Annotated in this window: 28 protein-coding genes and 3 pseudogenes; 3 read left to right on the top strand and 28 right to left on the bottom strand. The window is 36.0% G+C overall.

Annotated elements, in window-relative coordinates; all coding sequences use genetic code 11:
- Positions 1-35: 35 nt before the first annotated feature.
- The 5 genes and pseudogenes from M3175_RS10270 to M3175_RS10250 all read right to left on the bottom strand — a co-directional run bounded on the left by M3175_RS10270 (position 36) and on the right by M3175_RS10250 (position 3,976).
- Positions 36-875, bottom strand: a complete 840-nt coding sequence (locus M3175_RS10270) for an ABC transporter permease (protein WP_251518586.1) — start codon at positions 873-875, stop codon at positions 36-38.
- Between the two features lie 11 nt (positions 876-886).
- A pseudogene (locus M3175_RS10265) lies at positions 887-1,015 on the bottom strand (ABC transporter ATP-binding protein); the annotation flags it as partial.
- 6 nt (positions 1,016-1,021) lie between these two features.
- Complete coding sequence (locus M3175_RS10260; protein ID WP_251518584.1) at positions 1,022-2,368, bottom strand: LLM class flavin-dependent oxidoreductase; 1,347 nt, start codon at positions 2,366-2,368, stop codon at positions 1,022-1,024.
- Positions 2,369-2,551: 183 nt separating this feature from the next.
- Entirely contained in the window at positions 2,552-2,923 is a 372-nt protein-coding gene (locus M3175_RS10255; protein WP_251518576.1) for a hypothetical protein, read from the bottom strand.
- A gap of 459 nt (positions 2,924-3,382) precedes the next feature.
- Positions 3,383-3,976 carry an NADPH-dependent FMN reductase gene (locus M3175_RS10250; RefSeq protein ID WP_251518574.1) on the bottom strand — a complete coding sequence of 198 codons (594 nt, stop codon included), beginning with the start codon at positions 3,974-3,976 and terminating at the stop codon, positions 3,383-3,385.
- Between the two features lie 456 nt (positions 3,977-4,432).
- Here M3175_RS10250 and M3175_RS10245 point away from each other — a divergent pair, with 456 nt between their 5' ends.
- Positions 4,433-4,579, top strand: a complete 147-nt coding sequence (locus M3175_RS10245) for a BH0509 family protein (protein ID WP_160547780.1) — start codon at positions 4,433-4,435, stop codon at positions 4,577-4,579.
- A 120-nt stretch (positions 4,580-4,699) separates the two neighbouring features.
- On the opposite strand, the gene hcp is transcribed toward M3175_RS10245, so the two are convergent.
- The 3 genes from hcp to fdhA all read right to left on the bottom strand — a co-directional run bounded on the left by hcp (position 4,700) and on the right by fdhA (position 8,644).
- Positions 4,700-6,352, bottom strand: coding sequence for a hydroxylamine reductase (gene hcp / locus M3175_RS10240; RefSeq protein WP_251518650.1), 1,653 nt, complete (start codon positions 6,350-6,352; stop codon positions 4,700-4,702).
- A 300-nt stretch (positions 6,353-6,652) separates the two neighbouring features.
- On the bottom strand, positions 6,653-7,417 hold the full coding sequence (locus M3175_RS10235) for an MIP/aquaporin family protein (protein WP_251518572.1): 765 nt from the start codon (positions 7,415-7,417) through the stop codon (positions 6,653-6,655).
- 12 nt (positions 7,418-7,429) lie between these two features.
- Positions 7,430-8,644, bottom strand: a complete 1,215-nt coding sequence (gene fdhA, locus M3175_RS10230; protein ID WP_251518570.1) for a formaldehyde dehydrogenase, glutathione-independent — start codon at positions 8,642-8,644, stop codon at positions 7,430-7,432.
- Positions 8,645-8,894: 250 nt separating this feature from the next.
- Between fdhA and M3175_RS10225 the strand changes: the two genes are divergently transcribed.
- A complete protein-coding gene (locus M3175_RS10225; RefSeq protein ID WP_251518568.1) occupies positions 8,895-10,661 on the top strand; it encodes a sigma-54-dependent Fis family transcriptional regulator in 1,767 nt (588 codons plus the stop codon).
- 154 nt (positions 10,662-10,815) lie between these two features.
- Here M3175_RS10225 and M3175_RS10220 read toward each other — a convergent pair.
- Positions 10,816-10,959 (bottom strand): annotated as a pseudogene (locus M3175_RS10220) (GH32 C-terminal domain-containing protein); the annotation flags it as partial.
- 354 nt (positions 10,960-11,313) lie between these two features.
- On the opposite strand from M3175_RS10220, the gene M3175_RS10215 reads away from it, so the two are divergent.
- On the top strand, positions 11,314-12,333 hold the full coding sequence (locus M3175_RS10215) for a DUF3231 family protein (RefSeq protein WP_251518564.1): 1,020 nt from the start codon (positions 11,314-11,316) through the stop codon (positions 12,331-12,333).
- A 649-nt stretch (positions 12,334-12,982) separates the two neighbouring features.
- On the opposite strand, the gene M3175_RS10210 is transcribed toward M3175_RS10215, so the two are convergent.
- From M3175_RS10210 to M3175_RS10120, 19 genes and pseudogenes are all read right to left on the bottom strand, one after another.
- A complete protein-coding gene (locus M3175_RS10210) occupies positions 12,983-14,095 on the bottom strand; it encodes a beta-propeller fold lactonase family protein (RefSeq protein WP_251518562.1) in 1,113 nt (370 codons plus the stop codon).
- Positions 14,096-14,516: 421 nt separating this feature from the next.
- Positions 14,517-14,702 (bottom strand): metallophosphoesterase family protein, encoded by a 186-nt coding sequence (locus M3175_RS10205; RefSeq protein WP_251518560.1) that lies wholly within the window; start codon positions 14,700-14,702, stop codon positions 14,517-14,519.
- Between the two features lie 451 nt (positions 14,703-15,153).
- The gene (locus tag M3175_RS10195) at positions 15,154-15,300 is read right to left on the bottom strand and encodes a hypothetical protein (RefSeq protein WP_251518558.1); all 147 of its coding nucleotides are present in this window, start codon (positions 15,298-15,300) and stop codon (positions 15,154-15,156) included.
- A 293-nt stretch (positions 15,301-15,593) separates the two neighbouring features.
- Positions 15,594-16,082 carry an SRPBCC family protein gene (locus M3175_RS10190; RefSeq protein ID WP_251518556.1) on the bottom strand — a complete coding sequence of 163 codons (489 nt, stop codon included), beginning with the start codon at positions 16,080-16,082 and terminating at the stop codon, positions 15,594-15,596.
- Positions 16,083-16,084: 2 nt separating this feature from the next.
- Positions 16,085-16,351, bottom strand: a pseudogene (locus M3175_RS10185) (ArsR/SmtB family transcription factor); the annotation flags it as partial.
- Positions 16,352-16,537: 186 nt separating this feature from the next.
- Positions 16,538-17,869, bottom strand: a complete 1,332-nt coding sequence (locus M3175_RS10180) for an FtsW/RodA/SpoVE family cell cycle protein (RefSeq protein ID WP_251518554.1) — start codon at positions 17,867-17,869, stop codon at positions 16,538-16,540.
- Complete coding sequence (locus M3175_RS10175; protein ID WP_251518552.1) at positions 17,866-18,300, bottom strand: PadR family transcriptional regulator; 435 nt, start codon at positions 18,298-18,300, stop codon at positions 17,866-17,868. Before M3175_RS10175 ends, M3175_RS10180 begins: the two co-directional genes overlap by 4 nt.
- Before the next feature lie 3 nt (positions 18,301-18,303).
- Complete coding sequence (locus M3175_RS10170) at positions 18,304-18,816, bottom strand: sigma-70 family RNA polymerase sigma factor (RefSeq protein WP_251518550.1); 513 nt, start codon at positions 18,814-18,816, stop codon at positions 18,304-18,306.
- A gap of 445 nt (positions 18,817-19,261) precedes the next feature.
- Entirely contained in the window at positions 19,262-19,780 is a 519-nt protein-coding gene (locus tag M3175_RS10165) for an NUDIX hydrolase (protein WP_251518549.1), read from the bottom strand.
- 41 nt (positions 19,781-19,821) lie between these two features.
- A complete protein-coding gene (locus M3175_RS10160) occupies positions 19,822-20,094 on the bottom strand; it encodes an NUDIX hydrolase (RefSeq protein WP_251518548.1) in 273 nt (90 codons plus the stop codon).
- Between the two features lie 139 nt (positions 20,095-20,233).
- On the bottom strand, positions 20,234-20,953 hold the full coding sequence (locus M3175_RS10155) for a nucleotidyltransferase domain-containing protein (RefSeq protein WP_251518547.1): 720 nt from the start codon (positions 20,951-20,953) through the stop codon (positions 20,234-20,236).
- 117 nt (positions 20,954-21,070) lie between these two features.
- On the bottom strand, positions 21,071-21,766 hold the full coding sequence (locus M3175_RS10150; protein WP_251518546.1) for a GNAT family N-acetyltransferase: 696 nt from the start codon (positions 21,764-21,766) through the stop codon (positions 21,071-21,073).
- Positions 21,767-21,921: 155 nt separating this feature from the next.
- Positions 21,922-22,713: an aminoglycoside phosphotransferase family protein gene (locus tag M3175_RS10145; RefSeq protein WP_251518545.1), complete on the bottom strand. Its 792-nt coding sequence runs from the start codon at positions 22,711-22,713 to the stop codon at positions 21,922-21,924.
- A gap of 327 nt (positions 22,714-23,040) precedes the next feature.
- Entirely contained in the window at positions 23,041-23,919 is an 879-nt protein-coding gene (locus M3175_RS10140) for an alpha/beta fold hydrolase (protein ID WP_251518544.1), read from the bottom strand.
- 195 nt (positions 23,920-24,114) lie between these two features.
- A complete protein-coding gene (locus M3175_RS10135) occupies positions 24,115-24,420 on the bottom strand; it encodes a hypothetical protein (protein ID WP_251518543.1) in 306 nt (101 codons plus the stop codon).
- A 51-nt stretch (positions 24,421-24,471) separates the two neighbouring features.
- Positions 24,472-24,819 carry a VanZ family protein gene (locus M3175_RS25145; protein ID WP_371321676.1) on the bottom strand — a complete coding sequence of 116 codons (348 nt, stop codon included), beginning with the start codon at positions 24,817-24,819 and terminating at the stop codon, positions 24,472-24,474.
- Between the two features lie 128 nt (positions 24,820-24,947).
- A complete protein-coding gene (locus M3175_RS10130) occupies positions 24,948-25,439 on the bottom strand; it encodes a magnesium transporter (protein WP_251518541.1) in 492 nt (163 codons plus the stop codon).
- Positions 25,440-25,534: 95 nt separating this feature from the next.
- Positions 25,535-25,693 carry a hypothetical protein gene (locus M3175_RS10125; protein WP_251518539.1) on the bottom strand — a complete coding sequence of 53 codons (159 nt, stop codon included), beginning with the start codon at positions 25,691-25,693 and terminating at the stop codon, positions 25,535-25,537.
- A 254-nt stretch (positions 25,694-25,947) separates the two neighbouring features.
- Entirely contained in the window at positions 25,948-26,178 is a 231-nt protein-coding gene (locus M3175_RS10120) for a hypothetical protein (RefSeq protein WP_251518537.1), read from the bottom strand.
- Positions 26,179-26,365: the final 187 nt, after the last annotated feature.

Raw genomic sequence — 26,365 nt, 5'->3', positions numbered from 1 at the left:
AATTTTATAAGTTTAGTCGGATTTAAATTTCAAGTTTACCCCTGGAAATTATCCTGCCATTTTAATAACTTTCTTTCGAATATTTTTACTAACGAATCAGAAACCTTACCAAATACAGCAAAGATGATAATCCCAACGAATACAATGTCTGTCTTTGAGAATTGCCTTGCATCCGTAATGAGATACCCCACTCCTTGGCTTGATCCCATCAATTCTGCAGCCACCAATGCCAGCCAGGCCACTCCTAATGATAATCGCAGGCCTAATAGAATGTTCGGCAGTGCTGCTGGTAAAATCAAATGGGTAATTTGTTTCCAACGACTAAATTCCAATACCTTTGCCACATCAAACAACTTTGAATCTACACCTCTAATCCCTAGAAATGTATTTACATAGAGAGGAAAAAAAGCCCCCTTAGCAATTAGTAGAATTTTAGAGACCTCGCCGAATCCAAACCATAAAATAAATAAGGGGATAACGGCCAAGGTCGGAACCGTTCGAAGCATTTGAATCATTGGATCTACTGTTTGTTCAATATTTTGTTTAAACCCTACTGCTAATCCGAGAAGCAGTCCAAGTGTTCCCCCTAATATGAAACCACCAATCGCCCTTAATAGACTAATTTGGAAATGGCCGATTAAATCTCCCGTCAGGATAAGATCCACGAAGGTGGTGAAAATCACACTCGGTCTTGGTAAAAGTGTCGGCGAAATCAGTCCCAATGCTCCTGAAAGCTCCCAAACGATAACGATGATTGCGGGTAAAATAAACCCTTTTAGAATTAGGCGAAGATTTCCTGTTTTTCTTTTCCTATTAAAAATACTTGGCTTGGAAGTGTTTACTTCTTCCAATGAAATCACGGTTTGGTTACTCATGGTTTATCCCCCTATATTCCAGCACGATCTACGAGCTCTAACTCTTCGACTTTTTCAAATTCACTTAGCACCAAATGGCGATACTCCATGAAGGATTTTGTGGTTCTCTTTCTAGGAAATGGTAGATCGATAGAGACGATTTTTGTTTAGGCTTTAATTGTTTCAAAAAAGTTTACCGGTCTTGAGAGTCCAAGGTGATCGCGTAAGGTTTGACCCGTATATTCCTCACGAAAGAGTCCACGGTTTTGTAATTCTGGTATGACTAAGTTGACAAAATCGTCTAGTCCTCCAGGAAGGTATGGCGGCATGATGTTAAATCCGTCGGCAGCACCATTCTCAAACCATTCTTGCAGCTGATCGGCAATTTGAATGGGTGTTCCCTTAATCTCACGGTGACCTCTGGCTCCTGCCACTCGCTGATAGAGCTGGCGAATCGTTAGTCCTTCCCGATCTCCTAAATCCTTGATTAGCTGAAATCTTGTTTTCGCTCCGTTGATGTCCTTAATGTTCGGTAAATCTGGCAGAGGTTTATCGATTGGATAGCCCGACAAATCATAGCTAATTAAGGCTGATAATAACCCAACGCCTACTTGTTCAGGAATGAGTTCAACTAAATGTTGCTTCTTTTCCTCCGCTTCCTTTTCAGTCAGTCCAATCACTGGGAACACACCAGGCATGATTTTCAAAGACTCTTCCGTTCGTCCATATTTCTGTAATCGTCCTTTTACATCTCGATAAAAGGCCTGAGCCTCACCAATCGTTTGCCAAGCTGTAAATATCACTTCCGCCGTCTTGGCTGCCAACTCTTTCCCCGCTTCCGACGAGCCAGCTTGAATAATGACGGGATGGCCCTGAACAGGTCTCGATATATTTAATGGCCCCTTGATCGAGAACCAATTCCCCTTATGATTTACGTGGTGCACACGGTTAGAATCAGCAAATTTCGCTGCTTCTTTATTGATTAATACAGCATCGTCTTCCCAGCTGTCCCAAAGCTTCTTAGCCACTTCGACAAATTCCTCCGCACGTTCGTACCGGACATTATGTTCCAAATGATGTTCCTTACTAAAATTTAGCGCCTCTTCTTCACTGGAGGATGTCACCACATTCCACCCTGCGCGTCCATTGCTAAGATGATCAATCGTCGCAAACTTTCTCGCCAGATGAAAAGGCTCATTATAGGTGGTGGAGGCTGTTGCCGCCAACCCGATATGCTTGGTTGCTACGGCTAAAGCAGCCAGTAAGGTCACTGGGTCGGGCCTTACGTTAACGGTTTGTTCAATTCCGATTCCATTACGGTCATGTACCGCATATCCATCTGCAAAGAAAATCATGTCGAATTTTCCTCGCTCAGCTGTTTCAGCAAGCTTTCGATAAAGATCAAAAGACAGAATATCACTGGTGTGGCTTTCCGGATGTCTCCAGGCAGCTACATGGTGACCCGGAAGCATAAAAAAGGCTCCTAAATTCATTTGTTTGGTTTGGTTAGTCATATACTCGTCTCCCTTATTAAGAATTTGGTTTTGAATATATAAAAAGGCCCACCTTTTGTTGGAAAAAGATAGGCCTTCGTTTATACGATCGGTTATTTAGTTTTTCAAATTGCCACGGTTGATCCCTAGGATCGTTCTAAGGCTGGAAACATTCACAACTATACCTACTTAAAATGATGGTTTTTAATTCTTTACTATATACAAATGATGAGGTTCTTCATCAGGATTTAAATAATGGCTATTGAATTCATTTAGTTTTTTCAATAAGCCTCCATGACCAAATTTAACAAACTTACTAGATGCCCCTTCCATGTTTACTTCAGATACGAAGTCCAAAAAGGATAGGATAAAAATCCGTCTGTACCCTACATGAACAATTCCCTGATTGAAAAACCATTCGTCAATGACATTGTATACCCCTCGATTAATACGATATTGATCCTGGCATCTTTGAAAGAAATGGAGCTCAGGGAGATTTAAATAGTGATTGGTTAGTAAAGTGTTGAGCCTTGGTTGCGACATACCATCCAACGAACCTTTCCTTTGTCTTTGCATAAGCCTGCCCCCTTTGTCTGTTTTGGTAAAAAAAAGGCCCTGCAATGTCTCATCCTAGTGATGTCAACATTTACAAGGCCTTCAGTGGTCTGATTGTACCTACATTATTCCGATTGGTTAACTATGAATTATAATTTAACAAGGTTTACTAAAATTGTCAACTTAATATTTAAAAAATTTCATAAACTTTTTCTAATCAAAGTTGCTTAAATATATCTCGAGTTTTGATCTCGTTAAACTCGGGGATTGGACCAAATCATAGAGGTTAAAAATAGGTTATTATCGGATTTCACAAAAAAAAAGTGTGAGAATAGACTCAACACATCACTCTTTATATAAAGAACAAGCCTTTTAAAATTTTTACTCAACCTTCATACTGCTTTTATAATGGCAATATGTACATGGGTATAAAATATACCCATGTACATATTTGGCACTACAGTTAGATTTCCAAGTAAATTATCGAATGGTGAATAATGCTTTTGACCAAGGAATTAATTGGTCTAGCATTTGATTGACAGAATCCTCTTGAACGGCCTGTGGTTTAAAGACTGTTCCATTCTCAAAATCAGTGAATAGCGATAGGGCTGGATGCACACGAACGTCAGCCACTAATAATTCACCTAAAATACCTCGTAAATGTTCAGCCGCACGAGCTCCACCTACTGAACCGTAAGAAACGATTCCAGCTGCCTTATTGTTCCACTCTACACGTAGATAGTCTAATGCATTTTTAAGTGCTCCAGTAATAGAGTGATTGTATTCTTGAACAATAAATACAAATCCATCTTGTTTAGCGATTCTTTCTGACCAAGCAGCTGCTCCTGAAGCATCTGCCCCAGCTTCACCAAGTAATGGTAATTTGTAATCAGCAATATCAATAATGGTATAGTTAGCGTCGCCACGTTTGTCAGCAATTTCTTTTACCCATGCACCTACTTGTGGACTTACACGACCTTCACGAGTAGAACCTAAAATAATCCCAATGTTTAATTTTGTCATAATTTCTTCCTCCTCTTGTTTTTTTCCAAATAATTTATCTAAAAATCCCATTTCCTACTTTCACCTCCTTATAAGTTGTGACATGATGTAATAAATTTTATTATGCAACATACACAGTAATTATCCCTCTACTTCACTTATCTCGGTTTCAAGATATATATTTAAAAAATAATATTTTCCTTTTATTTCGAAACCGAATATCTTTAACTTGAGATAATTCTATTATATGTACGTACTTTTTGTCAACTCATTTGCGTGACTTTTTTGATACTACAACTTCCTTTGCCCTAATTCTCCCTAGTTCAACTTTTTGAAATAACTCCAAACCCTTTTATCATCTTCAAAGTAAGTAGATAAATAATACTTCTATATTATTTTCTAAAAAACAATCTAAATTTGATATTGGTTTAATCTAATATTTAGATGTATAATAAAAACAAGAAAAGAAAACGTTTTCAACAACATTCAAATACATAGTTACTTCTCATATTACAGGGAGGATTTAAAATGAGCCAAGTTGAAAGAAATACAAAAGTGCAGAAATTAATTGAGCTACAAAAATTCAATGAGAAAGAAATTTCCAAAATGACAGATTCACAGATTGAATATTACCACTGGCTCTATTTTGATGATTCAGTTTATGATTATATGTAACTCAAATAGAAGATAGGAAAAGTGGGAAAACATCGATCATTCATGTTTTCCCACTTTTATTTTTATCATTTTCAGTGAATCTTAAGAACCGTCACTTAATGGGAATTGAGTTACTAAAAGTTAGATTGCTACCACATTCATAAACATATCAATATCATCCGTTGTATTCGTAATGCTTCCTACACCAAAGTTTTCTACCAAGAAGTTTGTTACATTGGGTGATAGGAATGCTGGTAATGTAGGACCAACATGAATATTCTTCACCCCTAGATAGAGAAGTGATAGGAATACAATGACGGCCTTTTGCTCATACCATGCGATATTATAAGACAATGGTAGGTCATTAATACTTTCCAAGCCAAGGGCATCCTTTAGTTTTAATGCGGTCATGACAAGTGAATAAGAATCATTACATTGACCAGCATCAAGTACTCTTGGAATACCATTGATATCACCCAAATCTAGCTTATTGTATCTATATTTTGCACAACCAGCTGTTAGGATGATGGTATCGTTAGAAAGCTCTTCAGCAAACTCTTTATAATACGTTCTACTCTTATGGCGTCCATCACAGCCTGCCATAACAAAGAATCGTTTAATATCTCCATTCTTTATTGCATCGACTACTTGATCAGCCACTTGAGCGACTTGATTATGTGCAAATCCTCCAATAATTTCACCCGTCTCAATTTCAATAGGAGGCTCACATTGTTTCGCATGCTCAATAATCACTGAGAAGTCTTTTGTTCCATCTTCTTTCTCCGGTATATAAGTAACACCTTCTACTCCTGTTGCTCCAGTTGTATACATTCTATCTTTGTAGGAAGCTTTGGGCGGTACAATACAGTTGGTTGTCATTAGAATGGGACCATTAAAGCTTTCAAATTCACGTTTTTGTTCCCACCAAGCATTTCCGTAGTTACCTACAAAGTGATCATATTTTTTAAATGCTGGATAATAATTGGCGACGAGCATTTCACTATGTGTATACACATCCACACCCGTGCCCTCAGTTTGCTTTAATAATTGTTCAATATCTTTCAGGTCATGTCCGCTTATTAAAATTCCTGGATTTTTTCCAACACCGATGTTTACTTTTGTTACCTCTGGATGTCCATAAGTGGAAGTATTTGCGGTATCTAATAATTCCATCCCATGTACTCCATACTTCCCAACTTCCATAGAAAGGGCAATCAATTCGTCCAATGTTAATGTATCATCTGTTATCTGCGATAGTGTTTTTTGCATAAAAGCATAGAGAGAGTCCTCTTTATAGCCTAAATGTGCGGCATGCTGAAGGTATGCAGCCAATCCTTTTAGACCATATGTAATTAGTTCCCTTAACGAGCGAATATCTTCATCTCTTGTGGCAAGAATGCTTACCTCTTGTGAAGCGGCTTTGTTTTCAAACTCCAGAGTAGTCTCACCATACCAGGTAACAAAATCGCTATTATTAGCTAGTTGTGAGTCAGCCTTTTCAATCGATGACTTAATCTCCTCTCGAATATTCAGACCCTCTCTAACTTTATTATAAAAATCATTCTTATCCCAGTTGGCATTGGTAATCGTCATAAAAAGACTATTTACAATAAACTCATCTACTTTACTATGCTTCAATCCTAGTTCTCTAGCTTCTGTATGAACAATCCCCAGACCCTTCACTACATAAACCAATAAATCTTGCATATTCGCTAAATCATCTTTTTTTCCACAAATACCGGCAATTGTACAGCCCGTTCCATTTGCTGTTTCTTGACATTGATAACAAAACATACTCATTTTTCTTTCCCCTACCTTCTAATCATTAGGTGACCTTACATAGTTATTCAATAATGATTTCACTTTACCAACGATCCGTAAAAGTAGGTGTGATATAACTCACTGTTAAGACATATTTCACTTGATTGTCAAATTTGTAGGGAGAAAATCAAAGATCACTTGCTTTTTCTAAGACACGGCAATCGAAAAAAGTTGTGACTTCAAAATGGAAACACTATTAAACTTAAACCAGTTAGACATACAAAATAAAAAGAAAAAAACTAGGAAGTAAATCCCCTAGTTTTCATCCTTACGCTATTTTACTATTTCTTTCTGAGAGTGTTCCTTTATTAACGGTAACTCTTCCGAACTAGTCAAATACTTATAAAGTACCGCCGCTGCAACAGCCCCTATGATTGGACCGATTACATAGACAGGGAATTGAATCCAGTTGATATTACCGCCGAGTAAACTATCGACAACATATGGTCCGAAGGTTCTTGCAGGATTAAATGATGCTCCCGTAGAACCGGCGGTCATCATGATGATCCCTCCAACCGTTAAACCGATCACAAGCCCACCCCAATCCTTTGGGGCCCTGGAGTCTACTGCCATTCCCATAATGACAAACATAAGGATGAACGCTGCAATGGCTTCGATAAAGATCCCCTGAATGTATCCGGTAGATGGTGCTAGTACAGTAGCTCCTAAATTACCTAACCATACTCCATCCATGCCTAAAACGCTTACAATTCCAAACGCCCCAATGGTACCACCCACACATTGTGCAAGTAGATAGGGTCCTACCTCTTTCCATGGAAAATGACCTGTTGATGCTAGTGCGATTGTGACAGCTGGGTTAATGTGACAACCCGTTAATCTTCCTATCGAGTAGATCATTGCCATAACAATAATCGCGAAGGCAAAGCTTATCACTCCAATATCAGCCAATGTGGTAGAGGCGTTGTTATTAGCCGTAATCATTCCATTAAAAGCGGCTGTACCTGGACCAATAAGAACTAATAAAGCCGTACCGATACCTTCACCAAAACAACGTTTGAACAGGCTGGGTGTCTCCATTAGCAGTCACCATTATTTCACAAGTCCATGAGGGTCAATGACATATTTTCTTGAAGCCCCTTTATCAAACTCTGCATAGCCCCTTGGCGCTTCATCTAAGGAGATAACCGTTGCATTCACCGCTTTTGCAATCTGAGCTTTTCCACTTAAGATCGCTTGCATTAAGTCACGGTGGTATTGCATGACTGGTGTTTGACCTGTAACAAATGTATGCGCCTTCGCCCACCCTAATCCTAAACGAACTCTCAATGTACCAATTCTTGCATCCTCATCCACTCCACCTGGATCTCCTGTTACATATAGACCTGGAATCCCCAGTCGTCCCCCGGCACGAGTGACCTGCATAATGGAGTTTAAAACAGTCGCCGGCGCTTCTGTCGCATTTGCACCATGTGCAGAGGCTTCAAAGCCTACGCAATCTACTGCACAGTCAACCTCAGGGCTGCCTAGAATTTGATCAATTTGCTCTCCCAAATCAGGGTGATTACGTAGATTGACGGTTTCACAACCAAAGCTTCTTGCTTGGGCAAGCCTTTCTTCATTTAAGTCCCCTACAATAACGGCAGCAGCCCCTAATAGTTGTGCCGAATGGGCAGCTGCTAGCCCAACAGGACCTGCTCCCGCAATATAAACAGTAGCTCCTGGCTTAACCCCTGCACTTACTGACCCATGATAACCTGTTGGAAAAATATCAGATAGCATCGTTAAATCTCTAATTTTTTCCATCGCTTGATCTTTATCTGGAAATTTCAATAATTGGAAATCGGCATAGGGTACCATTACATATTCAGACTGACCGCCTACCCAGCCTCCCATATCTACATAACCATACGCTGAACCAGGACGATCAGGATTTACATTTTCACATATATGTGTGTTGCGCTCTTTACAGCTTCTGCATCGTCCACACGCAATATTAAACGGGACAGACACAAGATCCCCTTTTTTGATAAATTCCACATCTCGACCCACTTCAATGACTTCTCCCGTTATTTCATGCCCAAGCACAAGTCCTTCGGGAGCAGTCGTTCTCCCTCTCACCATATGTTGGTCACTTCCACAAATATTTGTTGTTACTACCTTCAAGATAACACCGTGTTCACATTTACGTCCTACGTTTAAAGGATTGACTCCAGGTCCATCTCTTAAAACTAAATCGGGATAACCAATATCCATTACCTCTACTTTACCTGCACCCATGTAAGCTACTGCTCTATTTCCCCTCATGTGAAAATCCTCCCCTTTTGTTATGAAATTTTATTTACAACCATATCATTGCAATTTTTATGCCAACTCTAAAAGGCTATGATGTAAGCGCTTCTGTATAACCCCTGGTAAAAGCGTGTTCAATAAATGAGCAAAGGGTGTCCTATTTTAAGACAAATGACTTTTTACCTTTTCCTGAATATTGAAATAATAGTATAATATGGACAAAGACTGAAAGGCCTTAATGTGAAAAGGAGGTAATAATCGTCATATGGTTTCGGAAGTTCTTTTCGATAAGTATAATCTCATAAGTCAATCTTGGAAGCGTTGTCATGATTTCGGCCTCTCACCAACCGATCCTTTTGAGGACTCTATTCTGACTGGTAAGGCTTTGAGTGATCTGATTAAAGAAAATGAACAGTTAATCAACCATGCCTCTTCTGCTATTAACACACTCTTTCCCAACTACTATTCTGGTCTAGTGATCACCCTTGTGGATCGGAACGGAACCATCATTCATAAAGTAGGGCAATTGGATGTACCCAGTTCTGTTGATGTTTTATCCATAGGTTCCAATTGGTCTGAAGAAAACAAAGGAACCAATGCGATGGGGCTTGCCATCTATACAAAAGAACCCATTATCACTCATGCGGATCACCACTTCTATGTGAAAAATCAATTCCTTACCTGTGCGGCCAGCCCTGTTTATTCCCCAACGGGTGAGCTAATTGGTGCCGTTAATATCAGTGCACGAAAGGAAATGTATCATCCATTTATTTTCTCCTTAACCAACATCATGGCGACTTTTATTCAAAATGGCTTGCTTTTAGACACGGCGAAAAATGAAAAGGTTTTGACCATCAAAGAGCTTGAAGCAACTGCTAACTTTGCAAATGTCCCCCTTCTTTCACTCGATGATGACCAAAGGATCATCCGTGCCAATCAGTCCGCACGTAAAGTACTAGGTGATGACTGTTTGGGAAAAGAATTTCACAATACAAAGGGTTATCCGACAAAAGTGGTTTCTGATCCAACACGTAAACAATATCGATCCATATTGGCCTTAAATACACCTACGAATAAGAAATTGACTCCACAACCTCTATATACCATTAAGGATATTGTAGGTTCATGCCCAAAGATGGATGAAATCAGAGGGATCGTAAAAAAAGCCGCACTAACCGATTTTCCAATTATCATATATGGAGAAAGTGGGACAGGAAAAGAGCTAGTTGCACAGTCTTTACATACGTCTGGACCAAGAGGAGATCAGCCTTTTATTGCGGTTAATTGTAGCGCCATACCAGAGAACCTCATTGAAAGCGAATTGTTTGGTTACGAAAAGGGAGCATTTACCGGCGCCAATCGTGAAGGAGGGATTGGGAAATTTGAGGCAGCGAATGGTGGGACCCTCTTTCTTGATGAAATTGGTGACATGTCTCTAAAGGCACAAGCAGTTTTGTTAAGAGTTTTACAGGAAAAATCAGTCACCCGTGTAGGTGGAATTAAACCCCTACCCATCAATACAAGAGTGATTTGTGCTACACATAAAAACCTGAGAAAAGAAATAGAAGCCGGACGTTTTCGAGAAGACTTGTATTATCGACTGAAAGGTGTGGTGATGACACTCCCTCCTCTCCGCGAGCGTGCAGACCTTATAGAATTATCCAATCACTTATTGAACAATTTAGATTATCCTTCTTTACCTCTTTCAAAAGAGGCAAAAGAGAAGCTACTTTCGTATCATTGGCCTGGAAATGTGAGAGAGCTGAACAGTGTTCTCATGCAGGCCTCGTTTCTAGCTGATGGAAATGAGATTCAAGCGGAGGACTTGGATTTTGAAATCGAATACGAGCAGGATAAACCGTCGCTACAGGAAGAAAAGGATCCTCTTACCTCTCTGGTTCATTCAGAGAAAGAGGTGATTCGAAGAACGTTGGATTATGTAAGCTGGAATATTAGTAAGGCCGCTACGATCCTAAAAATCAGTCGAAATACGCTTTATCTTAAAATTAAAAAATATCATTTACAGCAATAAAGATAAAAGACCATGAAACATTTTAATCGTTTGATGGTCTTTTGGTTGATTATATTTAAAAACATTGTAGTTTACAGATTTATCTAGAAACTATGTGTGAACTGTGTGTTTTATTTCGATTATTAAGAACTAAACGCCTCATAACGAACTTCTTTTAAATGGGTTCCTTTCCTGAAAGGACAATGCTTGTTCCTTTTTCTTTTTCATATGCCGTAAATGTTGCGACTTTTTCTCCCTTATTCACAAAGATTTCAACTGAATGAAGATCCACATAAAATTCAAGTGTGTTTTCTTCATTGTTAAAGTAATCCCCTACACTTGAACAATGTACTTTAGTAAAAGGTTTTTTTCACCCAATATGTAGTTCATTGAAATCACCGCTTTCTTTTTTTATCAACAAAGGACAGAAGCCAACAAAAAAGACCTGGATCAGGTGGGAATATAAATAATTATATCCCAGCTAATCCAGGTCTTGCCTGCCGATTTATGAAACCGCTTTTACATACTAATAGTTCAATATAAAATAATTATTTTAGAAATCAACCTTTTTTAAAATCTTGTGATTGTTGGATTTTCTAACTTGTTACATACTTTTTATTCTCTAAGAAAACAATAAAAATACTAAATAATTTCGTAAATCGGAGGATGAACCTTGGAGACAAATAGCCCAATTCGATTAAGCGCTCCGGAAATTGCAAGCCTTTGGACACAATACATTTTTGATACAATGTCCATTTGTTTCTTTCGTTATGCACTCGAACATATCGAAGATTACGAAGTCAAATCGATCTACCAAACTTCCCTTGAAATATCCAAAAAGCATGTCGAAGAAATTACAGTATTTTTGTTAAAAGAAAATCACCCTATTCCACGTGGGTTTACAGAAAAAGACGACGTAAACATTCACGCACCACGTCTTTTTCAAGACCCTTTCTACCTAAATTATATTTATATCATGACTTTGCAAGGAATGACTGGGTATGCTTTATCTGTTAGTAATTCTATTCGTTCTGACATACGGAAGTATTTCATAACCTGTATGTCCGAAACGATGGAGCTTTTTGATCAATCCATTGATTTAATGCTTTCAAAAGGACTTTTTACTCGACCTCCTATTATAACACCACCCGAATCGATCGATTTTGTAAAGCACCAAAGTTTTTTAACTGGATGGTTAGGAGATCGTCGTCCACTGAATGCCATCGAAATTGGAGATATTTCTTTCAATATGTTGAAAATGCATTTACATGCTGCTTTAAAAGTGGGATTCATCCAAGTAGCTCAATCAAAAGAGGTTCGTCAACATTTCACGAGGGGACTTGACATTGCCAATAAACATATAAATATATTTGAATCGGTATTTAAGGAAGATAAATTAAATTCACCTATTTCCTGGCAATCAATGATCACAAACTCTACCTCTGTGACCTTTTCAGATAAATATATGATGTATCAAATTCAATTGTCTGCACAATTAACCCTTTCATATTATGGTGCTGCTTTGAGTGTCAATGCAAGAAGAGATCTAGGTGCTAAATACTTACGACTCATTTTAGAACTTTTACACTTTGCTGATGACGGAGCGAACATAATGATAAAAAATGGATGGTTAGAGCAGCCTCCATTAGCAAGTGACCGAGAATCGCTTGCTAATGAAAGGAATAATAAATAATATGGTTCAAGGAAAACTTTAAATCACATCTCCCTTGCATGTTAATTTTTTATTATTCTCCTAATCATATATTGTTTTAATTAATTTAGTTAGTTGATGATATTTTAGAAAAATCAGCGCATTTCTATCGTGACCCCTGTAAGACCTGAACAAACTTTTGTGAAAAAATAAAAATAAACTCCTCTTGGTTCAATAAAGGCGAATCTAAATTTCAGATAATAAAGTTTAGATTCGCCTTTATTTAATATTTTTTTCTCATCCCTAAAAGCGTACCCTAGAACTAAAGCCCTAACTTCGAATAAACGCAGTAAAACCTATACCTAAAATTAGAACAAAAAATAGCCCTTCATTTCGAAAGGCTAAATAGTTATAACTTAAATTATTGTCCCGTCCCGTCATACTTGTATAAGCCCTTTAAATAATATGGCCCGTCCCAATGGATTTGGATAAGTCTGGTATTAAAATTTTTCATCCTTTTCACCTCGATAATTAGGCTTTTGATCTTTCACCAACGCGCCCAATTGTTGAACATCACATTAATCTATTGAATAGTATTTTGATCTTTCTTATTCAACAGAACAGGATTATGAAAGTAGGGATTTTTTAAACTTAAAAAAGAACCGATCACTAAATCGACTCCAATTTCTGCCTAATCATCAAATTTATCATCATCTTCACAACAGTGAGAGCATTCTAATTTGCAAACTCGTCCCACGGCTACTATATTAGGAACATTACCCACTTTTATAGATTTGATGATTTTATTAGTTGACGAATCGATTACTGAAACAGTTTCATCCAAGTTATTCGGTACATAACCTTTTCTTCCATCGGCTGTAAAAGCAGCATCACTTGGTGAGTCCCCAACGTTTTTACTAATCGTATCCACTACTTGATTGAAAGTAGGAGAATTGGGATCAGCGTCAATAATAGATATTGTATCACCTTCTGAATTGGTTACAAATGCTCTCATTCCAAAAGGTGTGTTTCCAATTCCTACACCAGCTGGTCCTGCACCAACAGGTATGCTAGTGACCGAATTGGTCCCAGTATCAATAGCTGAAACAGAATTATCACCTGCATTTGTTACGTAAACAGTCGTTCCATCCGGTGTAATAGCAACTTCAATAGGTGCAACTCCTACTGGAATGTTTGCAATAACCGTATTGTACGTAGGCGAATTTGGGTTTGCATCAATGACAGCAACAACACCCTCTACTGTAATCGCTACATAAGCCCTAGTTCCAAAAGGAGAGTTACCAATGGCTATTCCAAATGGAAAAAATCCAACGGGTATGACTGCCGTAACAGTATTGCTACTTGTATCGATAACTGAAACAGTAGATTCTTCAGCATTTCCCACATAAGCCCTTGTTCCATCAGAAGTGATCGCAACTAAAAGAGGAAGATCCCCAACTGTAATTGTAGCAACGACTTTATTACTGCTAGTATCTATAACTGATACCGTATCGTCTGCAGAATTTACGACATAAACTCTAGTTCCGTTAGGAGTGATTGCTACCCCAACAGGACCATTTCCTACAGTAATTGTATCAATCACTTTATCTTTTTTTGTATCAATAACAGAGACCGTATTACCTAGGTTTTCAAGAGTACCAGTATTCGTTACAAAAGCCAGTTCACGGCATCTGGGAACAACTTTACCTTTACCTTTTTCTTTCCTTTTTTCTTTATCCTTGCGTTGAAAACCTTCAATGCTTCCTCTTTGAAAATGGCTTTCTAAGTTTTTATGACTAATCAATAGTAGTCACCTCCAATCTTTTTGGTATATTTTAAGATATGAAAAGGATTAATAATTGTATGGACAAACAAATTAAATAGAGAAAATATATATTATTAGGGATATTGTAATTACCCGTTAAGTGCATTCTTTCACAATATCATTTAATGATACTATTTATTGCGCAGTATGAGTCTTTTATTAAAAGTCAAGAAAATGTTTAAACTCATTTATAATTAAATAAACCCAATATAATGTCACACATTTAATAAAGAAAAAAAGAGGATAGATAAACAGGATTAAAAACCTGTATTCATCTATCCTTTTTTGTACAACAAATGGCCTCATTTACTACAACAACGGTGTTATTTGTTGTTTAACTAAAGCCCCCTATTATTTAAGTGTATTTCTTCACAATGTTAAGCATTAAAGTTAAATGCATCTATCTCCTTCGTAAGGAAATTTCAACAATTTCTGGTAGATTATTTATTCTAAGTGGGATGGGATTGTTCCCTAAACCTCTACTTTCTACCATTATAGAATTTCCTTTTTGGAACACCCCACCATCATATTCAGGGAATAATTCCTCTGTTGAAAAGACTCCACCGATAAAAGGTCTCTCTATCATTCCCCCGTGAGTATCACCAGCAAAGACTAAATCTGCTCCCCCAAGTCGAAAGGTAGGACGTGAAACCCAGTATATACTTATACCAGAACCATTAGTTAATATACAAGATTGGCTGTCCTTTTTTGAACATTATTGGGAGGAAAAGCTTTCAGAACTTAAATGATTTGTAGAGGAAGACAACCATTAGTAATAGGCGAACCAAGATTGTGCGATTAAACAATTTTGGTTCGCTTATTTCGTTTTTTTTGTCCTTTTTATCTAAATTCTCGTTAGCTAAGTAAGAAGAGCTGTCATAATGACAGCCCCGATCTATCGTTAACTCACCTATTTAGTTTACCAAAATGAAAATTACTTTTCTGTTCCAAAACCAAAAATAAAAAGCACACTAAACAGTGTACTTTCTTTTTAATGTGCTTTTTCTTCCAAGATGATAATTGAGTAAACGGGATACTTAAACTTGTTTGAACTCATGAATTGGATAAAGTTTTGGTTTTTGTTCTCCAGGTATGTTCTTAAAAAATTCCTCAGCCTTCTCTTTTGTTTCCCATACCGCTGAAATAATAGTTGTCCCATTTTCTCCTTTGGAAATATTGTTCAAACCATATTATCAGGTAATTTACCACCTGTCGTTTTTTCAGCCATTTCCTTAAATTGATTATAACCAAATAGTGTAGTAGATTGAGCAAAAAAAGCCATGATTAAAATTGACTGTGTATTTGCATTTAATTTTTTGTAGTTATAAAAAATTATTAGAGGCGGTCAACAGAATAATATTGACTGCTCGCCCTAATTTAAATATTTCTTAATCAAAACTGCACTAAAGTGGAACATCAAAAGATCTTCCGAGCGACCCTTTATTAAACTCTAGCACCAAACCAATAAGAAATTTGTTTAATTACTTAAATTATTAACAGAAACAACGTATTTTGAATACCAGTTCTCCCAATTTTCTTTAGGAAATTCTGCGTGATAATATCCCATTAATAAGTCAATCAATACATCAAGGCAAACATGCCATCCAGCCAAATCTTTCGAAGTATGATCATTTATTGTACTGATAAATTCTTTTAAAACTAATAAACAACCTTCTGGTTTAGGATGTAACTCAAAACGTACCCAACCATCACCCCATTCGTATTCAAGAACTTCATTTTCTTTAAAATCCCTTATTTTAATGTCAAAGGATTTTCCTGTTCCATCATTCATATTAAATTTAATAGTACCACCATTCCTAAGGTCTACTACTTGAAGATTAGGCATCCACTTACCTAACTTTTCATTTTGAGTGATAGCAGCCCATACCTTTTCTACTGAATGTTTTAGTGGACGATCGTATCGAGCAAGGTGACCACCTTCAACTTTTTCTAGTACAGCTAACATTTTTATTCCTCCTCATTTAATAATTGTTCAAGTGCATCCAATTTTTCTGACCAATACTTTCGATATGGCTCAAGCCAGTTATCAATTTCTTTTAAAGGATGTCCCTGTAAATGGTAAATATGTTTTTGAGATTCTTTAATACTTTTAACTAAACCTGCTTCCCTCAGGACTTTTAGGTGTTTCGAAACACCAGGTTGGCTTAACTTTGAAAATTCAACAATTTCATTAACTGTTCTTGGACTTATTCTTAGAAAGTCAATAATTTCCCTACGGTTGGGTTCTCACCACCTTATTTTTATCTTTTCTTATGGGTTAATGAACTATCCTGCTTACATACTTCAACAAAAAAGAGCACCTCTCCTTCTTTAAGAAAAGCACCCGATAGTTCAATAAGGGAAGGGCGACAACTATTACTTTAGCTGTCGCCCTTTTTATCAACATTTACATGTTTGTATTTAATTTTTAATTTCATCTGCAATCGTGGGTTCCACAAGATCTTTTCTTCGATAAACATTTAAAATGAGTCCTAAAACAGCAGCGTAAAAAAGTATCGCACTGCCTCCATAACTAATAAAAGGCAGAGAAACTCCTATTATCGGCATGACTCCAAAGCTCATCAAAATGTTCCAGGTAGTAGGAACCGCAAATAATGTAGCACCACCAATTACGATCAATCTCCCATAGAGGTCCTTTGTTTTAAACGCATTTTTTGAAATCCGTGAAATAAATATCAGCAGGATCAAACAAAGAACTAATCCGAAAGCCCAACCAAAAGAATAGACGAGGTAGGGGAAAGCAAAATCTGTATGTGCTTCTGGTAACAAATGAAAATTAAACTCGTTGGTAAGTCCGTTACCGAACCATCCCGCTTCTGAAAGGACCTTCCTAACCGCCGTATACATATATCCTGCTCCATTTGAATCGGCAGCAGGGTTTATAAAAGCAGATAATCTAGTAAAAAAATAACTATGGCGTGAGGTCATGTAGAATATAATAAAGAAAATAATACCAGCCAATAGATTGGTTAGGGCTAGATTTATAGCTAATTTCTTATGGATTCGAGCGAAAGAAAACATCCCAAGGATGCAGAAGAAGTAAATAATACTAACCATATAATCTGGCACCATCATGTAAAGCAAGATGGGAGTCCAAAATAAAACTAAAAGTAAACCTTGTTTTTTCCAACTACGAATTTCATTTATTATGTTAAAAATACCAGCCCAAGCAAGAAAAAAGAAAAATAAGCTCATCTTTGTTCCATCGAGCATCAGGCCTGGGAGGGAAACCCACTTCTTTGCTCCATTGGCCATAATTCCAAATAGATGAAGATATATATGGATCAATAGACCAATCGCATAAAAGTATATCCACCGGTTCTTTAATTTTTGGTAATCAAAGAAAAGGGATCCGATGATTACAAGAATAGCCAGAGTGTACCAAATAGCCTGTCTCCCCATAAAATAAGTACCTGATAGGGAAAATTTGGGGATCCCATCAACTAAAGGGAGAAAACTAATACCAGCAAAAATCACAAATAAAACAATCAAAATCCAATCCATTTTTGGCTTATGGAGGGGATTTAAATTCTCTCCTATGGTAAATGGATTTCCCATTGCTTGAATGGCCTTTTCATCTGCATCCACCTGGGAAAATCCTCTCTTTTTGTAAGACTGGCTCAACTCTTGTAGATGATTGTTAAGCTCTTTTTTTATCTTGTTATGGGCTTCCTTTGATTTCACTCTGGACATTACTTTACTTAAAAATTCATCAAATTTGGGAGAACTCATAATGACGCCTCCTCTAGCAAGTGTTTAAGGCGTAACTCCTGTTTTGAGTTATCTTGATTATAGGACGCTAAGTATTTCTTCCCTTTGGAATTTAAGGAGTAATATTTCTTTTCATTTTCCCATTTTGTAGTAAGAATATCTTTGTTTTCTAACAGATGTAGAAGTGTATAAAGCTGTCCTTCATTCTTTTGGAAAGTACGTTCATTTTTTTGAAAAAGTTGGGTGGAAATCATGTAGCCATCCTTTGATTCATGCTGAACCGATTCTAATATCGCTATAATGGTTTCCATCTTCCACGAATGAAATTGTGATTGGGCTTGTCTCATACGAATGGATTCTTTCACCGCATTTTTTCTTTCATTGGAAAAAGAAAAATCCTTGAAAATTGATTTTTTCATTGAACTCTTCAGGTTAGTAAATGGATCATTCATCTCCTATACCTCCTCGATCATCTTGTCTTTTAATAATTCTTTCGCACGCTTTAATCTAGTTTTTATTGTATTTATATTTACTGTCGTAATCTTACTTATTTCGGCTAATGATAGTTCTTCATAATAATGCAGAAATACTACTTCTCTGTACTTTAGAGGTAAATTCATGACAGCATTTGTTAAGATGTTTTCTTCACTATTCGCGATAATCTCTTCTTCAACCTGTTTTGATTTCGAAGGTATATAATCCAAAATTTTATCGCTAAGTGTTATTTTGCGATAATGCCAGCTTCTTAAGTAGTCCTTACAATGATTACTAGCAATACGATATACCCATGTTTTTAGTGTTGCCTGCTGATTAAACTGATTTAACTTTTCATAACACTTTAAAAAAATCTCCTGCGTTAAATCTTCTGCTGTTGTTCGATTTTTAACATATGTATATACGAGATGCAGGATATCATCGCTATATTCTTGCATTAATTGATCAATTATTTCCTCTCTCTCAAGCAACATACTTTCATCTGTCACCGCCAGTTGTTTTAGTCCATTCATCTTGTTATCACCCTCTCACATATAATAGACGTAGCTAACCTTCATCTGGTTTGAAAAAATATTGGATTTTTATGACCTTTTATAATCTAAAGTATAAATAGAAAAGGGAACAACCTCTTATCGGATTGTTCCAGAATGTTGTATGTAGGTTATATGGCTTATAATACTACTTATTCGATTAATAATACCTTACTTCTCAGCAGGAACTGCAAGTACAACAGCTCATAAATTCAGAATTACTTACCTGCGTAAATCTGCGTTTTCCTGACGCTACCCCTTTTTTAACTATCCTGCTTCTATAGCGACACAAGAGAAAGGCTTTACTTTTATTTAAGGAAGCCACTAACACTGATTTTATAGTGTTAGTGGCTTTTAGTATGTGTCCAAACTTTCTTGCACGTTTCATTTAAAGACGAATAGAGCCATAATGATGTCGGCCCTCAAAAAGAAACGTAATGATACTTTCATAATAAGGTATAAATTGTTTTAGTTCGATTAGCTTTAAGATTTCCTCTTTAGAAGCCCATTTGGCTGCTTGCACCTCTTCAGTCTGTAACGTCAAATCATTCAAATCCAAGTCATATTCAATTAAATAATAATCATCAAAGCCACGTTCAAAGTTAATAGTAAATTGTGGACGAACCTTTTCAAAGTTATAATGAATTCCCAACTCCTCGAATAACTCTCTTGAAGCAGCCTGCTGACTTGTATCGCCTGCAACTGCACTACCACCACAGGTGATATCCCAAAGGTTCGACCATCCTTGCTTAAAGGGCTGACGCTGCTGAATAAGCATTTCACCTTTTGAATTAAATATACATACGTGTACCACTAAATGAAACTCGTCTGGTGTCATTTCATCTCCACGAGTTATTTGTTTCTCTATTTTATTACGATGCTTATCAAATAAATCCCACTTTTCCATTGCTAAACTCCTTATTTAATTATGGAAGAATCGCCCTTTATCTAGTTTATATCTCCCAAATAAACAGGAGATTTTTCATTCCTAGAATATCTTACTATGTATCTTCTTAATTCCTTCGGATATATTCTATAATCTAGTAAATCGTTAATTTGAACCCATTCAATTCCCACTTGGTGACTGTCAGGATTAGTTGGTGATCCATTATTATTTAGTCCATTAATAAGGTTACAAATGAAGTAATATTCAACTTGATGAACATTAAAATCAAAAGAAGAATGTTCGTGGTTTTTACCTATATACTCTCTAATATTCATATATGCCCCCTCCTCTACCCTAATTTTACCATATGTTTGATTAACACTTATTTCATAAAACTGCTTCTTTTCTACAATAAGAATTAAACATTAAAAAGCACTAATCCTTCTTGGATTAATGCCCCGTTTGTTTAAGTAATTAACTTTTGCCCAAGGAAAAACCCTCAAACAGCAGACCACCATATGGCTGCAAAACTTCTTCAACCAATTGTATAACTTGTCCTTTGGTACCAGTCTTATAAAAAGTATCAAATGCTTCGACAAAACGAGTTGTAAAGTCCTTGTCAAATTCTATTAATGATCGAACGATCCACTTTGAGGCACCTATCCATTTACCGTTACTTCTTAATACAAACTCACTCGTTAAATCAGCTAGTGTATTTGCTATAAAAATATCTTCTGCTCGGTTAGAACTCCCTTTAAAATCAGCCAGAGCATCCGAGATAAAATAACGCTTTGTATTAATCGTTTCCATTGACCATAATTCTGGACCCATAATTAATATTTCATTAGCCTCTTTTTTAATTGAATCAATAATACCAACATCCTTTAGGACGATCCCTTCTGAAACCATTCTAGCTAGTGATGGTCTCGCTCTATCAGAATCTATCTTAAAATATTCCTTGTACGAGGTTAGGTTATGTACAAATGCCTCTATAGCCCAATCAAATCCTACTAACGACTCTCTGTATGATCTATTAAGATTCTTATCAAATATAACAATATCAAGGTCAGATGTTTCCGTATGCTCTCCCCGCACAACACTCCCAGCTAGTATAGCTCCCTGACAATAAGGAAAACGTTCATTGATAAACTGTTTTGCTGCTTCTATTGGCTCTAACTTTTTTATATTCCCCATTGTATACACCTCAATTTAAACAAACTCACTCCTCACAATAGTTCTAGATTTAAGGGATATTCCCCTTTAATATAAAAATCTTTATTCAATAAACCTGCAACGATTGTTCTATAAGAACTAAAAAACTACTTCCTGCCTTTTTAATCCCATCTCCTCCAGACAACGGTGAAGAATATCTTTTTGTATTCCATTTACTAAGTAATATTTCTCCTTGAAAATAACTCTAATTACTTCAACAATTTCTGCTTCAGTGATCTTACTTGTTTGTATAGATTTAATGTAAAGATTTAATGGAACATTATTTTCACCTAAATGTAATGGTGGTTGTAAATAATCGATTTTTTGGAATCGCTTAAAATCATTCATTGAAAAAAACCTATCTCTTTTAATACAATTTTCTTTTTCTTCCTCTGTATGTACCATATCTTTTGTTTCTGTTTCTAAAAAGAGTGCTTTAAGTGAAGGATTACCTGCTAAAAGTGCATCTTCGTTTAATAACTCTTCTAATTTTAAAAGAGTTTGAGTTCCGACCCCTTTACTCCTTAACATAGGGTTTGTAACTATATAAACTATAAAACCCGAATTTACGTCTACAAAATAATGTCCTGTAGCAAAAGAAACAAGTTTCTCCCCTTCAAATCCAACTAAAAATCGGTAATTGTTAAACCTCTCATTTTTAGCGTACTGTAAACTTTTTTCAAATATATTATGTGATTCACGGACTTCAATTGGAAAAGTGCGATCATATATTTCAAATACTTTTTCCAAAGCACTTAAATTATCTAAGGTAATTTCATCCCATCTGATTGTCATAACACTGCCACCTTTTCTAGCTGTATTAAGCAATTGTATCATAATGGCTTTCTATTCTTATTCAACAAAATTGATCCTTTAGAACAACAACTAGGAAAAAGCGATCTCCCGTAAGGAAGAATCGCCGCCTTTACTTCAACAAAACCTTTTCCTCTTTAAATCCACTCTTTTCCGTGTTCACGAATGAATTCAATATCGTTTTGATAATGTTCAAGGTGTCCTTCATCTATCATTTTTAGAAAAGCACGATCGCCTTCGTTCGCTTTTCTTTCAATTGTTTTACATAACCCTTTTAATCGCAACAATACCATCTCCAAAAAGCCTTCTTCCAATTCCTCCCCGTAGGATTCAAAAAACAATTTTATTCTTTGTTTTTTGCGTTCAGCGTGGTCTAAAGAATTATAAAAAACTGCCTCACCTGTTTCAGAATGATAAACCCTACTTAAGGGAACGCAAGTGTAAAGGGTATAGGCAATGTCCCAAAGTCTCGGTCCAGGTCCAGCAACGTCAAAATCTATAATACCTACTGGTCGTTTATGATTAAAAATAATATTATATATAGCGAAATCATTATGACAAAGGACCTCAAATGGTTGCGGAGTGTTATCTATTGACTGCCAACCTTCCTCCATTGGAAAATCACTCACAGAATCGTGATAGAGACAAAGCATCTTAGCTATTTCTTTTAAAACATCATTAGACCACATATATTCTTTTAAAGGATAATTACCAGCTTCTCCTTCAATAAATGACAAGATCTCTCTACCTTTTTCATCAATACCTAAAAACTTTGGTGCATAAATGAACCTCTTGTTTTCCAAGTGCTTTAATAGCTTGTGAATTTTGGTACTGTCTGGCTTTAAATTTCTACGAACAGTATCTCCAGAACGATATACGGTTGAGATATTTCCTCCTGTTAGCATTTCTTCATCTTTGTAGTTTGACATCTAAAAAATACTCCCATCATTATGAAATTTACACCGTTGAAGTTAATCCCCATTGTTAAACAATCCTGCTCTTTTCTACAATAATAGTCTCCATAACAAAGGGCATTAATCCTTTTAGAATCAATGCCGCCTTTACTTCAAAAAGAAAACCTGGATGGATACAAAAAAGATAAATAAGAATGTAACTATACACAACCAGCCGTAACCTTTGAGATTGTCCTTTTTTGCTGGCCAGATATAGGACTCTCTCATTCTACCAAGAGGTTCTTTTTTTGTTCAAACCTCATTTTCATTCATTAAAGGAATGCTGCTCCGTTAGTTGAATAATCATAGAAAGATGTTAACCTGTTCAAGAAACAGCTTAGATTCCTCGATATAAGGAAAGTGAGCGCTTTTGTTAAAGAGGATTAAGGTGCTGTTATTCAATTGTCTATGAATAAGGTTGGAAATTGGTATCCCAGAGTTTCTATCGTGAACACCAGTGATTATTAAAATGTCATGGGTTATGTCTCTTAACCTATCAATTAAAGGAATCACAGGTGGGTTGTTCTGTATTGCTTTTAACATAAGACCAGTATTGTTCATTTTACTCTCTTGAGTTAAACGTCTGTATTCTTTGGCAAGATCTTGGTTCTCAAAAAACAACCGATCTACAGTTGATATATCTGCAGCTTTCCAAATACGTAAATATTTTTCTTCAATCGTCCCTTGCTCTTCAAGTATACGTTCTATTACTGATATGAATGTTGTATCTGCAATAGACATAAAACCTGCAATTTGAATGAGGAATTGAGTTTTTAAACCTATTAAGCTAGGGCTTGAAATGATTACTTTATTTATTTTGCTAGGCAATGCATGAGTAATTTCTAGTGCTAACTCACCACCAAAAGAGTATCCAAACAAGTCTACTTTTTCATAACCTATCCATTCATGAATGTCATTAAAATCTGTTATTAAATCTTGAGAAGTGAAGGCATCTTTAGAATCAGGACTTCCACTTCTTCCACAACCCCGTTGTTCATAATATATAATCGTCCTATTTTTTGATAGTAGAGGACCTGTAGTACGTTCAAAAGAATATAAATTCCCTCCAGGACCTCCATGAATAATTACCAAAGGAGTAGTGTGATTCTCTGCACCCTCAATTTTTACCCAGTGTTCCACACCATTTATGTATTGTTTATATTCGCCATTTACTAGTCGCATAGCTTCTCCTTAATATTATAAAATATGAAATAATTGTAAACTATCTCAAATTCCTATTCCATAAAACTTCCCCGTTAGTCGAATAAGAAAAAGCGATCCTCCATTATTGAAGAATCGCCCCGGTTAGTTAAATTAAAACTTTTAAATCAAGTTTGTTACCCTTAATAAAAAGTTTTTTAAGATTTGCGTTAACCTCTACTTCTTTTTCTTTTTTTCTTTGTCTTTTTTATCCTGTATTATTATCGGCTGCTGAGGGTTCTGAGGGGGGCTTAGAAACACATTTTTTGTAACACAACTCGCTTGGAAATTGTCATTAATTGTAAGGATTCCCTCGACAGCAAACGGCACTCTAATAGTAAGGTTTTTTGTTTCAAAGTCAAATTCAGTACCTTCAGTACACTCACCACATTCAAGTGTCGAAGATATAAGAGCTCCAGTGTAAATATTGTAGACAATTGTTAAGCAGACTGGTTGAACTAAATCATCCCGAACACATGGCATATACGTTACACCTCCTTATTTTAATAGAAGATGCATATAAGACAAGTTTGGTTACGGCAGCTGCCCTTTTGAATAATTAAATGTACGATAGAATTCATAAGTTAAGTTTAGAACAAAAGTTGCTTTAATTATTGACTTTGTGTTCAAAAATTTCCTTGTTAGTATAGGGACAAGAAAACCGAATGGTACAAAACCGAGTATGTTTCCAGCTAAGTTTTCAATTCTAATACTCAAGTTTATGTCTGCCAGGAACAAGTAAAAGAATATTGTTTTAAATGGTATAAAATTACTTGACCTCCACTGATATTGATTAAAAGTAAAATCAAGATGATTGAATACCTCGTGTAATGGTAGATATTTAAATAAAATAAGTTTTGTCAGTACTGCTAGTAGATACAAAAGATTATGAATGTTGTAATCCTAATTATTATTTTCATAATGTTCAGCTCCGAGAGAAATTAAGGTATAGACATAACTATCCAAGCTGTCAAAGATCAGCGTTTATTATATAAGTGTTATTTATATTGTTATTTTTCTATTACTAAACAATCTTGCACTTTATATTCTGCATGCTTCCAATTATACAATTGTATCAGATGATTTAGAGATAATTCTTCATACCTACAACTAGTAAATGGAATATTTACTTTATCATCGTCATGACCAATCCAGACTCTCCATAATTCTAATATCTGTCCTTCTCTAAGATTTTCTTTTAGATACTCTAGTAATTGCTTTGCCCTTAATTCTGAAAATACAAAATTCACTTCATAAACGAATGAATAACTTGTATACCCACAAACTCCAAAAGATGTTTCTTTCGAGATGACCAATTCACCTAAATCGTCTTCATTTTCAACAAATAATATTTGGGCATTAGGGTCCATCTCCTCCCATGGTATTAACTCATGTGGTTTTATTCCTAAATCAATAGCCTCTTGCACAGTAATATATTTGGCCTTTGTATTATCTACTTTTGGTATTTCATAATTTGTTGCTATAAACATATATGAACTCATTTAACCACGTCCTGAATAAATTTAATAATTTTTTTTTGTACACTCAAAAATAAAAGGCCATAATCCTTTAGATCAAGACCCTGTTTGTAGAAGCTCTATTCCTTTTCTTCAATATCTTTTTCACGAAATACATAGTAAATTAATAGAGCTGATAAAAACCAATACGATAGTATCGATACTACATTCCCCATAGTAAAACTAAGTAAGATAGCTATAAAGATAATTAACGAACTAAGCATTATCTTTGTTTTCATTATTTGATTTCTCACCCTTTGAGTAAATAAACCATTTATTTATCCAAATTGTACCAACAATCTTTCAATATATAAATAGAAAATAGAATAAACTATTCCATAAACCTCCCCTTTTGTGGAAGAAAATATCGCAATCGTTAGCTCAATAAATAAAAAAGATCGCCGCAGCGACCCTTTCTTCTACTCTTGCACCCTCACCATATTCAAAATACATCTGACTTTCTTGGGATAGTCTGGACCCTCTGGATGGCTCCCTAACTAAAAAATCCTAATGCATATTTAATTCCTTCTTCGACTGCATTTGTTTCATATCCTTCTAAATCTTCCTGTGAAATTTCTAGTTTTGTTTTGGATAGTGAATAACCACTGTCTAAATTCACATCTAATGTTACTTCGTATCCAGTTTCAGTCGGTTTAATTTCGATAATATCGTAGTCACGAATGGCAGTACCTGTTTCATATTCAAATGGTTCTAATTCAGACATTCCTTCCCCTCCCGATAATAGTATAATCATTCTACTTGGTAGTATGTTATCCAAACACCGCCATAAATATTTTTAATGTAGTAAAACACCAAAAACACCTGCCTCCCTTTACATCTTAGGAAGTTCAGGCGTTTTTTAGGTATTGAGTGCAAGAACAATGCTCTTTTTGTAAGGAAGTCTTTTATGC

Source organism: Robertmurraya korlensis (assembly GCF_023715225.1).
In the GTDB taxonomy this organism is placed as follows: domain Bacteria; phylum Bacillota; class Bacilli; order Bacillales; family Cytobacillaceae; genus Robertmurraya_A.
The sequence above is the reverse complement of the archived record's forward strand: the minus strand, read 5'-3'. Positions and strand labels throughout refer to the sequence as shown.

What these genes read in the sequence shown, in the direction of transcription:
- M3175_RS10270 (WP_251518586.1), bottom strand. Translation starts at nt 875, where the DNA reads ATGAGTAACCAAACCGTGATTTCATTGGAAGAAGTAAACACTTCCAAG.
- M3175_RS10260 (WP_251518584.1), bottom strand. Translation starts at nt 2,368, where the DNA reads ATGACTAACCAAACCAAACAAATGAATTTAGGAGCCTTTTTTATGCTT.
- M3175_RS10255 (WP_251518576.1), bottom strand. Translation starts at nt 2,923, where the DNA reads ATGCAAAGACAAAGGAAAGGTTCGTTGGATGGTATGTCGCAACCAAGG.
- M3175_RS10250 (WP_251518574.1), bottom strand. Translation starts at nt 3,976, where the DNA reads ATGGGATTTTTAGATAAATTATTTGGAAAAAAACAAGAGGAGGAAGAA.
- M3175_RS10245 (WP_160547780.1), top strand. Translation starts at nt 4,433, where the DNA reads ATGAGCCAAGTTGAAAGAAATACAAAAGTGCAGAAATTAATTGAGCTA.
- hcp (WP_251518650.1), bottom strand. Translation starts at nt 6,352, where the DNA reads ATGTTTTGTTATCAATGTCAAGAAACAGCAAATGGAACGGGCTGTACA.
- M3175_RS10235 (WP_251518572.1), bottom strand. Translation starts at nt 7,417, where the DNA reads ATGGAGACACCCAGCCTGTTCAAACGTTGTTTTGGTGAAGGTATCGGT.
- fdhA (WP_251518570.1), bottom strand. Translation starts at nt 8,644, where the DNA reads ATGAGGGGAAATAGAGCAGTAGCTTACATGGGTGCAGGTAAAGTAGAG.
- M3175_RS10225 (WP_251518568.1), top strand. Translation starts at nt 8,895, where the DNA reads ATGGTTTCGGAAGTTCTTTTCGATAAGTATAATCTCATAAGTCAATCT.
- M3175_RS10205 (WP_251518560.1), bottom strand. Translation starts at nt 14,702, where the DNA reads ATGATAGAGAGACCTTTTATCGGTGGAGTCTTTTCAACAGAGGAATTA.
- M3175_RS10190 (WP_251518556.1), bottom strand. Translation starts at nt 16,082, where the DNA reads ATGTTAGCTGTACTAGAAAAAGTTGAAGGTGGTCACCTTGCTCGATAC.
- M3175_RS10180 (WP_251518554.1), bottom strand. Translation starts at nt 17,869, where the DNA reads ATGAGTTCTCCCAAATTTGATGAATTTTTAAGTAAAGTAATGTCCAGA.
- M3175_RS10175 (WP_251518552.1), bottom strand. Translation starts at nt 18,300, where the DNA reads ATGAATGATCCATTTACTAACCTGAAGAGTTCAATGAAAAAATCAATT.
- M3175_RS10170 (WP_251518550.1), bottom strand. Translation starts at nt 18,816, where the DNA reads ATGTTGCTTGAGAGAGAGGAAATAATTGATCAATTAATGCAAGAATAT.
- M3175_RS10165 (WP_251518549.1), bottom strand. Translation starts at nt 19,780, where the DNA reads ATGGAAAAGTGGGATTTATTTGATAAGCATCGTAATAAAATAGAGAAA.
- M3175_RS10160 (WP_251518548.1), bottom strand. Translation starts at nt 20,094, where the DNA reads ATGAATATTAGAGAGTATATAGGTAAAAACCACGAACATTCTTCTTTT.
- M3175_RS10155 (WP_251518547.1), bottom strand. Translation starts at nt 20,953, where the DNA reads ATGGGGAATATAAAAAAGTTAGAGCCAATAGAAGCAGCAAAACAGTTT.
- M3175_RS10150 (WP_251518546.1), bottom strand. Translation starts at nt 21,766, where the DNA reads ATGACAATCAGATGGGATGAAATTACCTTAGATAATTTAAGTGCTTTG.
- M3175_RS10145 (WP_251518545.1), bottom strand. Translation starts at nt 22,713, where the DNA reads ATGTCAAACTACAAAGATGAAGAAATGCTAACAGGAGGAAATATCTCA.
- M3175_RS10140 (WP_251518544.1), bottom strand. Translation starts at nt 23,919, where the DNA reads ATGCGACTAGTAAATGGCGAATATAAACAATACATAAATGGTGTGGAA.
- M3175_RS10135 (WP_251518543.1), bottom strand. Translation starts at nt 24,420, where the DNA reads ATGCCATGTGTTCGGGATGATTTAGTTCAACCAGTCTGCTTAACAATT.
- M3175_RS10130 (WP_251518541.1), bottom strand. Translation starts at nt 25,439, where the DNA reads ATGAGTTCATATATGTTTATAGCAACAAATTATGAAATACCAAAAGTA.
- M3175_RS10125 (WP_251518539.1), bottom strand. Translation starts at nt 25,693, where the DNA reads ATGAAAACAAAGATAATGCTTAGTTCGTTAATTATCTTTATAGCTATC.
- M3175_RS10120 (WP_251518537.1), bottom strand. Translation starts at nt 26,178, where the DNA reads ATGTCTGAATTAGAACCATTTGAATATGAAACAGGTACTGCCATTCGT.